The 13966-nt window shown below is 71.8% G+C and carries 15 protein-coding genes; 10 read left to right on the plus strand and 5 right to left on the minus strand.

The features are described 5' to 3' along the window. Positions 1-123: 123 nt before the first annotated feature. Positions 124-306, minus strand: coding sequence for a hypothetical protein (locus QEZ54_RS09290; RefSeq protein WP_281304102.1), 183 nt, complete (start codon positions 304-306; stop codon positions 124-126). A 228-nt stretch (positions 307-534) separates the two neighbouring features. Continuing rightward, positions 535-711: an RCC1 domain-containing protein gene (locus tag QEZ54_RS09295; protein ID WP_281304103.1), complete on the minus strand. Its 177-nt coding sequence runs from the start codon at positions 709-711 to the stop codon at positions 535-537. Between the two features lie 181 nt (positions 712-892). On the opposite strand from QEZ54_RS09295, the gene QEZ54_RS09300 reads away from it, so the two are divergent. The 4 genes from QEZ54_RS09300 (at position 893) to QEZ54_RS09315 (ending at position 5337) form a co-directional block, all read left to right on the plus strand. After that, a complete protein-coding gene (locus tag QEZ54_RS09300; protein WP_281304104.1) occupies positions 893-1888 on the plus strand; it encodes a xanthine dehydrogenase family protein subunit M in 996 nt (331 codons plus the stop codon). Continuing rightward, a complete protein-coding gene (locus QEZ54_RS09305) occupies positions 1885-4113 on the plus strand; it encodes a xanthine dehydrogenase family protein molybdopterin-binding subunit (RefSeq protein ID WP_281304105.1) in 2229 nt (742 codons plus the stop codon). Before QEZ54_RS09300 ends, QEZ54_RS09305 begins: the two co-directional genes overlap by 4 nt. A 12-nt stretch (positions 4114-4125) precedes the next feature. Next, positions 4126-4686: an antibiotic biosynthesis monooxygenase gene (locus QEZ54_RS09310; protein ID WP_281304106.1), complete on the plus strand. Its 561-nt coding sequence runs from the start codon at positions 4126-4128 to the stop codon at positions 4684-4686. Between the two features lie 273 nt (positions 4687-4959). Continuing rightward, entirely contained in the window at positions 4960-5337 is a 378-nt protein-coding gene (locus QEZ54_RS09315) for a VOC family protein (protein WP_281304107.1), read from the plus strand. Positions 5338-5398: 61 nt separating this feature from the next. Here the strand turns inward: QEZ54_RS09315 and aroA are convergent, their stop codons facing one another. The 3 genes from aroA to QEZ54_RS09330 form a co-directional block, all read right to left on the minus strand. Continuing rightward, positions 5399-6721: a 3-phosphoshikimate 1-carboxyvinyltransferase gene (aroA, locus tag QEZ54_RS09320; RefSeq protein ID WP_281304108.1), complete on the minus strand. Its 1323-nt coding sequence runs from the start codon at positions 6719-6721 to the stop codon at positions 5399-5401. A gap of 153 nt (positions 6722-6874) precedes the next feature. Continuing rightward, positions 6875-7270: a chorismate mutase gene (gene aroH, locus QEZ54_RS09325; RefSeq protein ID WP_281304109.1), complete on the minus strand. Its 396-nt coding sequence runs from the start codon at positions 7268-7270 to the stop codon at positions 6875-6877. Between the two features lie 60 nt (positions 7271-7330). Beyond that, positions 7331-8290 (minus strand): LysR family transcriptional regulator, encoded by a 960-nt coding sequence (locus QEZ54_RS09330; RefSeq protein ID WP_281304110.1) that lies wholly within the window; start codon positions 8288-8290, stop codon positions 7331-7333. A gap of 209 nt (positions 8291-8499) precedes the next feature. Here QEZ54_RS09330 and QEZ54_RS09335 point away from each other — a divergent pair, with 209 nt between their 5' ends. The 6 genes from QEZ54_RS09335 (at position 8500) to QEZ54_RS09360 (ending at position 13900) form a co-directional block, all read left to right on the plus strand. Further along, positions 8500-9777: a M64 family metallopeptidase gene (locus QEZ54_RS09335; RefSeq protein WP_281304111.1), complete on the plus strand. Its 1278-nt coding sequence runs from the start codon at positions 8500-8502 to the stop codon at positions 9775-9777. 144 nt (positions 9778-9921) lie between these two features. After that, a complete protein-coding gene (locus QEZ54_RS09340) occupies positions 9922-10671 on the plus strand; it encodes an SDR family oxidoreductase (protein ID WP_348650527.1) in 750 nt (249 codons plus the stop codon). A 91-nt stretch (positions 10672-10762) separates the two neighbouring features. Continuing rightward, a complete protein-coding gene (locus QEZ54_RS09345; protein WP_281304113.1) occupies positions 10763-11233 on the plus strand; it encodes a DIP1984 family protein in 471 nt (156 codons plus the stop codon). A gap of 333 nt (positions 11234-11566) precedes the next feature. Next, positions 11567-12190: a class I SAM-dependent methyltransferase gene (locus tag QEZ54_RS09350; protein ID WP_281304114.1), complete on the plus strand. Its 624-nt coding sequence runs from the start codon at positions 11567-11569 to the stop codon at positions 12188-12190. A gap of 36 nt (positions 12191-12226) precedes the next feature. Then, entirely contained in the window at positions 12227-12805 is a 579-nt protein-coding gene (locus QEZ54_RS09355; RefSeq protein ID WP_281304115.1) for a DUF664 domain-containing protein, read from the plus strand. A gap of 252 nt (positions 12806-13057) precedes the next feature. After that, entirely contained in the window at positions 13058-13900 is an 843-nt protein-coding gene (locus QEZ54_RS09360; protein WP_281304116.1) for a hypothetical protein, read from the plus strand. The last annotated feature ends 66 nt before the right edge of the window (positions 13901-13966 follow it).

Below are 13966 nucleotides of genomic sequence, written 5' to 3' on the forward strand. Positions count from 1 at the left end.
TCCGAGCGCGCAACTCATCCCCCGCAGCCTCGGCAGTCTCTGCCCAGCCTCGGATTTTCGCCACGAACTCCTCGTGGTCTGCACGTTCCAGCGCCCACAGCGCAGCTGCGTGTTCCTCTGCCGTCATGGCTGGCCACCTCCTAGCCGCTCGTCGAGCCTACCCAGCTCGTACAGGATCTCCTGCAGGTGTAGGCGGCGAAACGCCAGCCCCTCTTCGTACTGGCGGATCATGGTTCGGTCACAGTCCAGCGCTTCGCGAAGGTCGATCCGCTCAAACTCGTCGCGCATCCGCTCTTCGTCGTCCACCTTCTCCCTTCCGCCAGAGAAGTGTCACGGTCCCAGCAACGATCGTGGCGTCATCGCTGGTCTTGTTGCGCGGCCACCCCTGGCCGAGAGGGGCCGACGGGACGACCCTCCCGCCGAGAGAATGGCCCCCAGCACGCCGGATCGCATCCCCGGAACTGGGGGCCATTTGCGTACGCCGGAGAGCACCGGGTGAGTACTGGATCACCCTCGTAGGACCGGGCGGCGCGCTCAGCCGGGTGCGTGGTGCCCGGTTCGCCTCGGGGTCAGGGCGACGAGGGTGGGCGCCGCCCGACTGGCGCCACTGAGGCCGAGCCGGCCGTCGTTGTTGCCGCCCCAGCAGTAGAGGTGGCCGCTCTGCGCGATGGTGCAGGTGTGGTAGTAGCCGGCGACCACTCGGCCCATCATCGTCGAACCGATGGGAGCGTTCCCAAAGCGTAAGCGCAGGGGCCTCGTAGGGTCTCCCCAGCTGCTCGAACACGGGATGTTTCACGACGGAATGCCCTGAAATGCCGATATCCTCGTAGCCACCGCCCAGACGGCACCGGGGTTCCCGATGGAGCGCGGCGAGAAAGGCACAACCCAGAACATGAGAAGCATCAGCTACTCCAGGGTCGCCGACGTGGCCACCGCCATCGCGACGGTCACCGCCGACCCCGACGCCGCCTACCTGGCCGGGGGCACCACCAAGGTCGACATGCTGCGCATCTACGCCGAGCCGAGCCAGCGCCTGGTCGACATCAACGACCTGCCCATCAACCACATCGAGCTGCAGCCCGACGGCGCCGTACGCCTGGGCGCGCTGGCGCGCATGAACGACGTCGCGATGTCGCCGATCGTCGCCCAGCGCTACCCGCTGCTGGCCGAGGCGCTGGTCCTGGGCGCCTCGGCGCAGCTGCGCAACATGGCCTCGATGGGCGGCAACATGCTGCAGCGCACCCGCTGCTCGTACTTCCGCGACCACGAGGCCGCCTGCAACAAGCGCGTGCCGGGTTCGGGCTGCTCGGCGCTGACCGGCGTCAACCGCGGCCACGCGGTGCTGGGCACCAGCGAGCACTGCATCGCCGCCCACCCCTCCGACGCGGCGGTGGCGCTGAGTGCGCTGGACGCGGTCATCCACGTGCAGAACCGCGACGGGCACCACGCGTACGCCATCGACGACTTCTTCCTGGCACCCGAGGACACCCCGGAGCGGGAGCACCCGCTCCAGCACGGCGACCTGATCACCGCGATCGAGATCCCGCCCCTGCCGATGGCCCGCGACTCGCTGTACCTGAAGGTGCGCGACCGGGAGTCGTACGAGTTCGCGCTGGTGTCGGTGGCGCTGGCCCTGCGGGTCGAGGGCGGGGCGGTCGCGGAGGTGCGGATGGCCCTGGGCGGGGTAGCCACCAAGCCGTGGCGGGCGCGCCGCGCCGAGCACGCGCTGCTGGGCCGACCGGCCACGCACGAGCACTTCCTGCACGCCGCGCGGGAGGAGACGGCCGACGCGGTGCCGCGCTCCATGAACGGCTTCAAGATCGAACTGGCGCGCCGCACGATGGTCCGCGCCCTCGAAACCGTGACCGCGCGAGGGGGCACACCATGACCACCGCGATCGGACGACCGATCGACCGCGTCGACGGCCCGGCGAAGGTCACCGGCGCGGGCCGCTACTCCGCCGACGTACCGCTGCCGGGCCTGGTCCATGCGGTGGTCGTCGGATCGCGGATCCCGGCCGGGCGCATCATCTCGATCGACACCCGCGCCGCCGAGCAGGCCAACGGGGTGCTGGCCGTGCTCACCCACCTCAACCTGCCCAAGGGCGGCTCGGTGCCGCCACTGGTGCCGTCGCTGGCCGGGGCCGCCGCGACCGGGCAGACGTTCTTCCCCATGCAGGACGAGGTGATCCACTACGCGGGCCAGCACGTCGCCGTGGTCGTCGCCGAGACGCTGGAGCAGGCCGAGCACGCCGCGACACTGCTGCGGATCGACTACGCCGCCGCACCGTTCGTCACCACGGTCGAGCAGGGGCGCGAGCAGGCGTACGAAGCGCGGCGGATCTTCGGCGGGTTCCTGCCCGGCCGGGTGGAGCGCGGCGACGTCGACGCCGGGCTGGCCGAGGCGGCGGTCACCGTCGACCTGGGCTACCGGTACGCGGCCAACCACCACAATCCGATCGAGTGCTCAGCCACCACCGCGGTGTGGCAGGGCGACCGGCTCACCGTGTACGACGCCACCCAAGGCCCCAACGCCACCCTGCACACCCTCGCCGAGCTGCTCAACGTCATGCCCTCGCACATCCGGGTGGTGACCGACTTCGTCGGCGGCAGCTTCGGCTGCAAGGCGATGATCTGGGACCACCCCGCGCTGGCCGCGCTGGCCGCCCGCCACGTGGGGCGCCCGGTGCGCCTGGCGCTGTCGCGCGAGCAGATGTTCAGCTCGGTCGGGCACCGCGAGCAGCAGGAGCAGCAGCTGACGCTCGGCGCGGACGCGCAGGGGCGGCTCACCGCCGTACGCCATCACAAGCTCTCCCCCACCTCGCACTTCGACGACTGGGCCGAGCCGTCCCTCGGGGTGGCCTCGCAGCTCTACGCCTGCCCGAACTACCAGGGGGTGTACCGGCTGATCCGTGCCAACACCATGACGCCGACGTTCACCCGCTGCCCCGGCGAGGCGTCGGGCATGTTCGCCCTGGAGACCGCCCTGGACGAGCTCGCCGAGCGGCTCGGCCTGGACCCGCTGGAGATCAGGCTGCGCAACTACGCCGAGACGACGCCGGGCGACGGGACGCCGTGGTCGAGCAAGAAGCTGCGCGAGTGCTACCGGCGCGGCGCGGAGCTGGCGGGCTGGGACCGCCGCGACCCGCGCGTCGGCGCGCTGCGCGACGGCGACACCCTGCTCGGCTGGGGTATGGCCACCAGCGCCTACCCCTGCTACCAGCCCGGCAACCCGCAGCGCGCCCGCGCCCGCCTCTACGCCGACGGCAGCGCCGTGGTGCAGGCCAGCATCTCCGACATCGGCACCGGCTCGGCCACCGCGATGACCCAGGTCGCCGCCGACGGCCTGGGTGTACAGCTGGAACGCGTCCGCTTCCAGTACGGCGACAGCGACCTGCCCAACACCGCCGCCGCCGTCGGCTCGGCCGGCGCCGGGATGGTCAGCGCCGCCGTGCACGTCGCGACCACCGCCCTGCGCGACCAGCTCATCGCCCAGGCGCTCGCCGACCCGGGATCGCCCCTGCACGGCGCCGATCCGCGGCAGGTCACCGTGGCGGAGGGCCGGATGGCGCTGCGTGAACGGCCCGACGTCGGCGAGACCTACGCCGCGCTGCTGCAGCGGGCGTTCATGGCCGACGCCGAGGCCGTGGGCACCTGGAACCCGCCGCCCGACACCAGCGGCGGCTCGATGACCTTCGGCGCCCAGTTCGCCCAGGTGGCCGTCGATCCGGACCTGGGCCTGGTCCGGGTACGCAGACTGATCGGCGTCTTCGACGCCGGCCGGATCCTCAACCGCAAGACCGCGCACAGCCAGCTGATGGGCGGCATGATCTGGGGTATGAGCCACGCGCTGCTCGAAGGCACCCGGATGGGTCCGGACGGGCGCTGGGCCAACGCCAGCCTCGGCGAGTACCTGGTGCCGGTCAACGCCGACGCGCCCGAGGTGGTCGTCGAGACGGTCGAGTCGACCGACACGGTGGTCAACCCGCTGGGCGTCAAGGGCGTCGGCGAGGTCGGCATGGTGGGCACCGCCGCCGCGATCGCCAACGCGATCCACCACGCCACCGGCAAGCGGCTGCACCGACTGCCGATCACCATCGAAGACCTGCTCTGACCGGGAACCGCGGTGGCGCCCTCGGCAGACTCGGAGCCGGTGTCGGTGCTGTTCACGTTCGACGTGGTGCCCGGCCGGGAGTCCGACTTCGAACACTGGCTGGGCCTGGTCAACGCCGAGTCGGCGAAGTTCCCCGGCCACCAGGGTGTGACCTGGCTGCGGCCGACCACCCCGGACCGGCACTACCACGCGGTCCTGCGCTTCGACAACGGCACGCACCTGAGCGCGTGGCTGACCTCGCCGCAGCGCGTGGAGTGCGTACGCCACCTCGACGGCATCGCCGAGGAGGCCGCGCCCCGGGAGACCACCACCGGCATGGAGACCTGGTTCAGCCTGCCCGGACGGCCGGTGCTGCCGCCGCCGAAGTGGAAGATGGCGCTGGTGTCGTTCCTCGGCGTGTATCCGCTGGTGGTGCTGTTCCAACTGGTCGGCGCACCGCACGTCGCGGCCCTGCCGCTGCCCCTGCTCCTGCGCGCGGCGATCCTGCCCCTGATGCTGTCCCCGCTGCTCACCTACGTGGTCATGCCCCTGCTCAGCCGCCTGCTACGCCGCTTCCTCTACTCGGGGTCGTGACGGGCAGTTTCGGGGAAACTGCTGGATTGGCGGCCGGTATTCGTGCAGTTTCCCCGGAACAGCGGCCTGTGCTAGCGTCGGGTCGCGCCCCAGATGGGCCTACCCCCGGAGGTTCTGGCTACTTCAGCCGCCACGCCGAGAACGACGCGACATCCGCGTCCGCTCGCGTGGGATCCGGGGCGTCGGTGCTCTCGGGGCCTTGCCATCGGTGCGGCTGATGGATGCTGCGGGCTTCCGGTCGGGTCTTCGGATCGACCGGGAAGACGGTTCAACATGACAGTCACGTTCAACCACACGATCATCGCGGCCAAGGACCGGCACGCTTCGGCCGCGTTCTACCGGGAGCTGTTCGAGCTGCCGGAGGCGCCGTCGTGGGGGCTGTTCACCAATGTGCTGCTGGACGACGGGGTGCTGCTCCAGTTCGCCGAGCCGCCGTTCGACATCCAGATGCAGCACTACGCGTTCCTGGTCGACGACGAGCGGTTCGACCGGTGCCGCCGGTTCATCGCCGAGCGCGGCATCACGTACTGGGCCGACCCGCAGATGAAGCGGCCGGGCGAGGTCAACAGCGAGCACGGCGGGCAGGGCTTCTACTTCAAGGACCCGGCGGGGCACGCGATCGAGATCATCACCCGGCCGTACCTGAGCTGACCGCACCCCGCCAGGGAGCGCGTGCCCGGCCAGGCCGCGCTCCCTGGTGCTGAACCGGGGGTCAGTTGGCCGAGAGCTTGCCGCCGAGCGCCTCCACGTCGGACCAGAAGGCCGGATAGGTCTTCTCCACCGCGTCGGCGTTGTCGACGACGATGTCGTCGACCGCGGCACCGAGTGAGGCGAAAGCCATCGCCAGCCGGTGGTCGTGATGGCTGTAGAGGGACGCGCCCGGCCGGGCGGTGCCGCCCTCGACGAAGACGTCATCGCGCGTACTCGTGACGGTGACGCCGACCTTGGCCAGCTCCGTCTCCAGCGAGGCGATGCGGTCGGTCTCGTGGAACCGGGTGATGCCCACGCCGCGGATCACCGAGCGGCCCTCGGCCAGGGCCGCCAGGACGGCGATGTTCGGCAGCTGGTCGGGCGTCTGCGACAGGTCCGCCTCGACCGGCCGGAGCCGCTGCGGACCGCTCACCGTGATCGACCCGTCCGGGTCGTGGGTGACGGTGCAGCCGAAGTCCGCCAGCACCTGCAGGATCCGCATGTCGGGCTGCATGGTGGCACCGGCGAGCTTCTCGACGGTGATCGTGCCGCCGGTCGCGGCCGCGAGGGTGAACACGTGGCTCGCCGCGCTGGCGTCCCCGGCCACGTCCTCGTCGATCGCGGCGTAGCCGTGGCCGCCGGGCGGGATGACCAGCCGCATGCCGTCGCGCTCCACCGCCACGCCGCGCCGCCGCAGCATCTCCAGCGTCATGTCGAAGTAGCCGGGAGCGCCCAGGCCGGACAGCTCGAGGACCAGGCCGTCCGGGAAGAACGGGGCGGCCAGCAGCAACGCCGAAGCGAACTGGCTGGACCTGCTGGAGTCGACCGTCGCCGCCCCGCCGCGCGGGAGTCCGGGATGGACGACCACCGGCGGGAAGTCCCCGTTCGCCGACACCTCGGCACCGAGCTGTTCGAGCACCTTCAGCAGCTCTCCGACGGGCCGGGTCAGCAGCGTCGGCCGGCCGGTGAGCGTGGTCTGATGCGGGGCCAGCGTGGCTGCGGCGGTGAGGAAGCGCATGACGGTACCGGCGAAACCGGAGTCGATCGTCACCGGTCCGACATCCGGCAGGGCGCCGCCGCTGCCGGTCACCCGCCACTGCTCACCGGCGTCGTCGAGCGCCTCGACCGCGATGCCCAGCGCCCGCAGGCCGTGCACCATGTGGCGCGAGTCGTCGGCCACCAGCGCGCCGGTGATGCGCGACTCGCCGGCGCCGAGCGCGGCGAGCACGAAGGCCCGGGCGGTCTGGCTCTTGCTACCGGGCACCCGTACCCGGCCGGACAGCGGGCCGCTGCGGGTGATCGCGACGGACGCTGGAGCGCGGTGGAATGCGCGTTCTTCACTCATGAGGCCGGTCTCCGTAGCTCATCGAGAATCACGACGTGTATTGGCGAGACGGCGTCGTCCTCGACCATTGTCGTTTCTACGGCGATCAGGCCTGCTCCGGCCAGCAGGTTGCCCAGTCCGTGGTCACCGGGGCGCGTGTCCGAACGGGACCGGTCAGCCCTGGGTCGACTCGTCGGACTTGGCGTACACGTGGGTCAGGTCGCGGCGCAGGGTCGCGGCACCGTGCAGGTACACGTGGGTGACCTGGTCGCGGGCCAGGTCGGTCTCGACGTGGGCCATCAGGCGGATCACCCGGGGCATGGCACCGGCGATGTCCAGCTCCTGGGCGCAGATCAGCGGCACGTCGGCCATCCCCATCAGGCGGGCCGCGTACGCCGGGAACTCCGAGTGGATGTCCGGGGTCGCGGTGAAGATCGCGCTGACGAAGTCCTCGTCGGAGAGGTCGTTGGCGTGCAGCACTGCCTTGACGAGTTCGGCGACCCGCTCCAGCAGGTGCTCGCGCTCGTCGACCTCGAGCTGGGTGGCGCCGCGTACGGCCCTGATCGGCACGGTTTCAGTGTAGGCGCCGCCCCGGCGGCGGGCGCGCAGGGGATCACCGCATCGCGCGGGTCAGTCCACCGCCGTACCGGCGCCCTCCACCCGCAGCCAGTCCTGGTAGTGCGGGCGGCGGCTCGCGTACGCCCAGTACGCCTGCCGGGCCAGCCGCACCAGCGCGTCGAACAGGTGCGCCACCGGCCCCTCGCCGCGGCACACCAGCAGGTGCCGCATCTTGACCGGATCCCCGGTCAGCGGCTTCACCACGACCCCGCCGCCGCTGTCGAAGACCGCCTGGCAGGCGGCGATGGCCCGGCGCGTGGCGACCAGCTCGCGCAGCGGCTGCGCGTCGGCGACCGTGTACAGCACCCGGGGCGCGAAACCGGCCCGGTCGCAGGCGACCAGGAAGCAGTCGGGCCAGCCCGACCCGTCCGGCGGGCTCAGCGCCCAGGGTTCGTCGGCCAGTTCGGCCAGGTCCACCGAGGCCCGGCCGGCCAGCCGGTGCTGCTGCGACATCGCCACGAACACCGGCTCCACCGCGACCACCTCCGCCAGCACCGACACCGGCTGCCGCAGCAGGAACCCGGGGTAGTCGACCATGGCCACCGCGTCCAGCCGGTCGGCCAGCAGCAGCTCCCACAGCAGGCGCGGCGAGTACTCCGTGGTGAGCCGGACCTCGGCTTCGGGCAGCAGGTCGCTGAGCCGGTCGGCCAGGCCGACGGAGACGGCCCCGGCGATGCCGCCGAGCCGGATCACCGGCCGCTCCGCCGGTGCGTGCTGCCGGGCGCTGCGGCGCAGCTCCTCCACCGCCAGCAGCACGCCCCGGGACCGCGTCAGCAGGTACTGGCCCAGCGGGGTCGGGGTCACCCCGCGCCTGCCGCGTACGAAGACCTGCGCGCCGAGCTCACGCTCCACCCGCTGCAGCTGCGCGGTCAGCGCCGGTTGCGAGACGCCGAGCAGCGTCGCCGCCTTGGTCAGGCTCCCGGCATCGGCGATCACACACAGAGAATGCAAATGCCGCAATTCGAGCTCCACAGCGGCACGCTATGCCACCCGGCCCGTACGCGGAAGGCGCTCGCGCGCCTTATTCACGCGCAGCCATCACGCGCCGGTTATGGCGAGCCGGGATTGCCGCAGCCCCGCCCCCGACCGGCAGAGTGGGACGCCAGCCACGCACGGTCATCGATGTCTTGGGCTCGGCGACCGGCGGGCGCGCCCGTACCCCTTCGTCATAGGAGGCGCCCATGCGCCGACGTCCCCTGACTCTCGCCGCCGCGCTGCTGTCGGCGGCCACGATCCTCGCCGCCGCCCCGGCCGCGGCCGCACCGGAACGCCCGGAGCAGCAGTGGCGGGAGGTGTTCTCCGCCGACGGGACCATCACCCCGATGCTGCTGCCCGCGGAGCGCACCGGCGCGCAGAGCGCCGACAGCCGGGCCGCCGCCGCGGCCGCCGCCGTGGTCGCGATCCAGAACACCGGGCCGTCCAGCGAACGGTTCGACCTGGTCATCGTCGGCGACGGCTACACCTCGTCGGAGATGGCCCTGCTCCGGCAGCACGCCCAGGCCAAATGGGACACGATCGCCGCCACCGCGCCGTGGAGCACCTACCGCGACTCGGTCAACGTGTGGCTGGTCGAGGTGGTGTCCGCGCAGTCCGGCGTGGACAACGACCCGACCCAGGGGATCAGCAAGAACACCGCGCTGGACATGTACTTCTGGTGCGGCAACATCGAGCGGCTGCTGTGCCTCAACGAGACCAAGGCCAAGTCGTACGCCGCCCAGGCCCCGGCTGTCGACGCCATCGTCGCGGTCGGCAACACCACCAAGTACGGCGGCGCGGGCTACCCGAGCCTGGCGACCGTCTCCGGCGGCAACGCCCAGGCCGGGCAGATCGCCATCCACGAACTCGGCCACTCGGTCGGCGGCCTGGCCGACGAGTACTGGACCGCGGGCACCACCTACACCGGCAGCGAGCCGAGCGAGCCGAACGTCACCAAGTCGTCCAGCTGCGCCAAGTGGGCCTCCTACGCCGGCCGGGCCACCCCCGACGGCGGCGTCATCGGCTGCTTCCAGGGCGGCCACCAGTACGCCAACGGCATCTACCGGCCGTCGCAGGACTCGCTGATGCGTACCCTCGGCAAGCCGTTCAACCTGGTCGGCCTCGACGTCATGGACCGGGCCATCCGCGCGAAGATCGGCGGCGGCGGCACGACGTGCACCGGCTACCAGAACACCCGCACCGGCAGCCTGAGCAGCGGCGGTTCGGTGTACCAGCCGGACGGCACCTACTACTACTCGGCCGCGTCCGGCACCCACCGCGCCTGCCTGGACGGCCCCGCCGGGGTCGAGTTCAACCTGCAGCTGCAGAAGTGGAACGGCTCCGCCTGGGCCACCGTCGCCACCGCCGCCACCAGCGGCCCCGACGAGACCCTCAGCTACAGCGGCACCGCCGGCTACTACACCTACCTCCTCCAGTCCGCCTCCGGCGCAGGCTCCTACACCTTCGCCTACTCGGCCCCTTGACCCCGTCGGGGCGCCCTCCGGGGCGCCCCGCGGTCCCGGTCGATCATGAACCTATGGCACGGTTCGGCGGCGTGTCGCGGGCACGGTTTCCTGATCGACAAGGGCTGTGGCGACAGCCGGGCGCGCTCGGGCATGATGACCGGTGTGACAGGGCGCGCGGTGCTGGTGACGGGGGCTTCCCGGGGAATCGGACGGGCTGTGGCGGAGGCGTTCGCCGGCAGCGGGGACCGGGTGGCGATCCACTGCCGGGAGTCGGTGGCGGCCGCGCAGCGGCTGCGCGACGAGCTGCCCGGCGAAGGCCATGTCGTGGTACAGGCCGACCTGGCCGACCCCGAAGCGGTCCGCACCATGGTCGACGGCGCCGCCGAGGCGCTCGGCGGGCTGGACGTGCTGGTAAACAATGCCGGCGTCTACACCGCACACCCGATCCTGGACACCTCGTACGAAGACTGGCAGCGCCACTGGCGGCTCACCCTCGACACCAACCTGGTCGGCGCGGCCAACGTGATCTGGTGCGCCGCGCGGCACCTGCGCGACCGGGGTGGACGGATCGTCAACGTCTCCTCCCGCGGGGCGTTCCGCGGCGAACCGCGGCACGCGGCCTACGGCGCGAGCAAGGCGGGGCTCAACTCGCTCACCCAGTCGCTGGCGGTCGCGCTCGCCCCGTACGGCATCGCGGTCACCGCCGTGGCGCCGGGTTTCGTCGAGACCGACATGACCAGCGAGCAGCTCGGCGGCGTACGCGGCGACGAGATCCGGGCCCAGAGCCCGTTCAACCGGGTCGCCCGGTCCGAGGAGATCGCCGCCGCCGTCCTGTGGCTCGCCTCGCCGGAGGCCGAGTGGTCCTCGGGCACGATCGTGGACCTCAACGGCGCGTCGTACCTGCGCAGCTGACCCGCCCGGTCACGGCTGGGGCCGACGGAGAAAAGCGATCACGCCGCCGGGGCGCTGAGGCTATAGTCCGTGCCGGAACGGGAGGACGATCATGAAGCTTGCCGAGGCGCTGGCCGAGCGCGCCGATGCCGTACGCCGGGTGGAGCAGTTGCGCAGCCGGATCACCGCCAACGCCCGCCACCAGGAGGGCGAGGAGCCGTCGGAGAACGCGGCCGAGCTGCTGACCGAGGTCGAGGCGGTGCTCGACCGGCTGGAGACGCTCATCGCCCGGATCAACCGCACCAACTCCGCCACCTCCGTCGGCACGACCACGCTCACGCAGGCACTGGCCCGACGTGACGTGCTGCGCCTGCGGCACTCCGTGGTCACCGACGCGGCCGACGCGGCCGCCGGGCGCGACCAGCGGGGCTACGCCGTACGCCAACTGCGCTCGGAACTGAAGTTCCTGTCCACGCTGCCGGTCGCCGACCTGCGCGGGCAGGCCGACCAGCTCGCCCGGGAGCTGCGCGAACTCGACACGGACATCCAGCGGACGAACTGGGAGGTCGACCTGCTGGACTGAGCGTGGAGCAGGTAGTCGTCCTGGAGGCGCGCACGAGCCGCGCCGGCGGTCAAACCGGCACCTTTCTCCGGCGCGCGGAGGGCAGCGCGGGGTTCAAATCCCTGATACATCGCAGCTCCGCACCGTGCACAGGTGACAGGTAATCGCGCACGGCACACCACCGCTGTGCGGATCCGAGACGGCGAGGGCGGGTACGGGGTACTCCACGCAAGATTTGTTTGCTGATCCGGCAAGGAAGGTTGCCGAATCGGCGAGAGCCAGGCATGGTCGACCCGACCACGAAACGACCGCCGACCAGTATGAACGGTCGGCGTCGCTGTGAGAGGAGTCGGGGTGTCCGGGGAATTCGACGAGGCGTACTGGGAAGATCGATACCGCGACCACGCCGGGCCGGGCGCCGGACATCCGAACCCGCAGCTGGCCGCTGAGGTCGCCGGGCTCGCGCCCGGAACAGCGCTGGAAGCCGGTTGCGGCGAGGGCGCGGACGCCGTCTGGCTGGCCGCGCGCGGCTGGCGGGTGGACGCGGTCGACATCTCCCCTACCGCACTCGACCGGGCCCGCGCCCGCGCCGAGGCCGTCGGTGCCGACCTCGCGGCCCGCGTGGCGTGGACCCGCGCGGACCTGGCCAACTGGACGCCCAACCGTGAATACGACCTGGTCTGCACCGGTTACGTGCACACGCCCGGCTCGCCCCTGGACCTGTACGCCCGACTCGCCGCTGCCGTCGCACCCGGCGGCACCCTGCTGATCGTCGGGCACCACCCGGCCGACCACCACTCCCACGGCGCGCACGGCGCCACCCACCAGGTCCACGTCACGCCGGAGCAGGTGGCCGCCGCCCTCGACCCAGCCCGGTGGGACGTCGTGGTGGCCGAGACGCGGCAGCGCGCCGTCGTCGGTCACGGTGGCGAGATCATGCTGCACGACACCGTCGTACGCGCCCGCAGGCGGGCCTGAGCCCGAACTGTCGGTCGGACGGCCTACGGTGCAGGCATGATCGACGACGACACCCCGTGGGAGCCGCCGCTGGCGGGCAGCGAGGCCGAGCATCTGACCGGCGCCCTCGACCGGCTGCGCACCACGTTCCGGTTCAAGGCCGACGACCTGGACTCGGCCGGGCTGCAGACCCGCGTCGGCGCGTCCACGCTGACGCTCGGCGGCCTGCTGAAGCACCTCGCTCTGGTGGAGAGCTACACCTTCGCCAAGAAGCTGAGCGGCGAGCCGATCGGCGCGCCATGGGACACACTGCACGACGGCACTGACGACTGGGAGTTCACCACGGCCGCCGCCGACTCCCCCGAGCAGCTGTACGCCCTGTGGGACGACGCGGTCGAGCGGTCCCGCGCGAGACTGGCGGCGGCGCTGGCCGAGGGCGGTCTGGACCAGCTGGTGCACGCCGCGCATCCGGACGGCCGCCGCGCCAGCCTGCGGCGACTCGTCTGCGACCTGATCGAGGAGTACGGCCGCCACACCGGCCAGGCCGACCTGATCCGTGAGGCCGTCGACGGCCGGGTCGGCGAGGACCCGCCCGCGGGCTGGCGCCCCCGCTCCGGGGCCTACCGCATCCGCTGAGTTCCGCCGTCGGGCCGCTCGCCCGTTAGGAAGGGTCCCTTGTACTACAGATTCCGATAAGAAGGGGCCCTTCCTTTCCCCGGGGCGGGGCGGTGATGGGGCAGGTCACAGGGTGTGGGGGTGGTCACGGGGGTTCTGTCGGCTGCTGGTGGTGCGGGTGTCGCGTTCGCGGCTCAGCCGGGCTTGCGGCGGTGGTCGAATCGTCGGCGAACACAGCGGACGGTCCGTCCGCGACTGACGAGGGGAACACCCATGCGGCTCCACCGAGCCACCGCACTGCTCGCGTCCGCCATCACGTTCGCGTCCCTGGCCCTGGCGCCCACCGCCGCCGGGGCCGACCCCGACCTGTTCTACTCGTCGTACGGCATCGCCAAGGCGCACGAGGTCAAGAACAACCTGAACCTGATCGGCTGGCCGGGCGAGAACGCGTACAACTACTACCCGGGCAAGAACGGGCACCCCAGCAGCAGCACCAACTCGGTGGTGTGGGGGACGCCCGGCTCGCCGTACACGTACGAGGCGAAGACCACCTGCGCGCCGTTCGTGACCCTGTCGCTCAAGGCCGCCTACGGCTGGGCCGACGACACCTACTTCAGCACCTACCTGGGCAGCACCAGCCCGACCTCGGCGCAGTACTACGCCAAGTTCACCGCCGGCACGGTGCCCAACCTGGACCGGCGCACCAAGGTCACCGAGCTGGTCCCCGGCGACCTCATCGCCATCAAGTACAGCGGCAGCGACTCCAGCGCCGGCGACCCGACCGGGCACACCGCGTTCTACGCGGGCCGCACCCAGGTCGAGCGGGACGGCGACGCCGCGACCGTGGAGTGGGCCGTCAGCGTCGTGGACTCGACCAGCAACCCGCACGGCGTCGCCAGCACCAACCCGGCCTCGCCGTACCTGAACTTCCCGGACACCCGCGCCGTCGGCGCGACCGAGTACGACGGCGTGGGCCAGGGCTACCTGGTCATCCAGGCCGACGCGACCGGCACGGTGCTCGGCTACTGGTGGGGCATCAACGAGAACCTGACCTCTCAGTTCCACGCGGTGGCCGACCGGCCGATCGCGTTCGCGCACATCGTCGCCGCGGCGTGACCCGCCCATCGTGACGACGCGGTGCCGCACGCTCCCGAGATCCGGGGCGTGCGGCACCGCCGCGTC

It is taken from the genome of Catellatospora sp. KI3, from assembly GCF_029948125.1.
GTDB lineage: Bacteria > Actinomycetota > Actinomycetes > Mycobacteriales > Micromonosporaceae > Catellatospora.

Bases quoted from the DNA above. Each gene is read 5' to 3' on its own strand.
- QEZ54_RS09295 (WP_281304103.1), bottom strand. From the start codon at position 711: ATGATGGGCCGAGTGGTCGCCGGCTACTACCACACCTGCACCATCGCG.
- QEZ54_RS09300 (WP_281304104.1), top strand. From the start codon at position 893: ATGAGAAGCATCAGCTACTCCAGGGTCGCCGACGTGGCCACCGCCATC.
- QEZ54_RS09305 (WP_281304105.1), top strand. From the start codon at position 1,885: ATGACCACCGCGATCGGACGACCGATCGACCGCGTCGACGGCCCGGCG.
- QEZ54_RS09315 (WP_281304107.1), top strand. From the start codon at position 4,960: ATGACAGTCACGTTCAACCACACGATCATCGCGGCCAAGGACCGGCAC.
- aroA (WP_281304108.1), bottom strand. From the start codon at position 6,721: ATGAGTGAAGAACGCGCATTCCACCGCGCTCCAGCGTCCGTCGCGATC.
- QEZ54_RS09335 (WP_281304111.1), top strand. From the start codon at position 8,500: ATGCGCCGACGTCCCCTGACTCTCGCCGCCGCGCTGCTGTCGGCGGCC.
- QEZ54_RS09345 (WP_281304113.1), top strand. From the start codon at position 10,763: ATGAAGCTTGCCGAGGCGCTGGCCGAGCGCGCCGATGCCGTACGCCGG.
- QEZ54_RS09355 (WP_281304115.1), top strand. From the start codon at position 12,227: ATGATCGACGACGACACCCCGTGGGAGCCGCCGCTGGCGGGCAGCGAG.
- QEZ54_RS09360 (WP_281304116.1), top strand. From the start codon at position 13,058: ATGCGGCTCCACCGAGCCACCGCACTGCTCGCGTCCGCCATCACGTTC.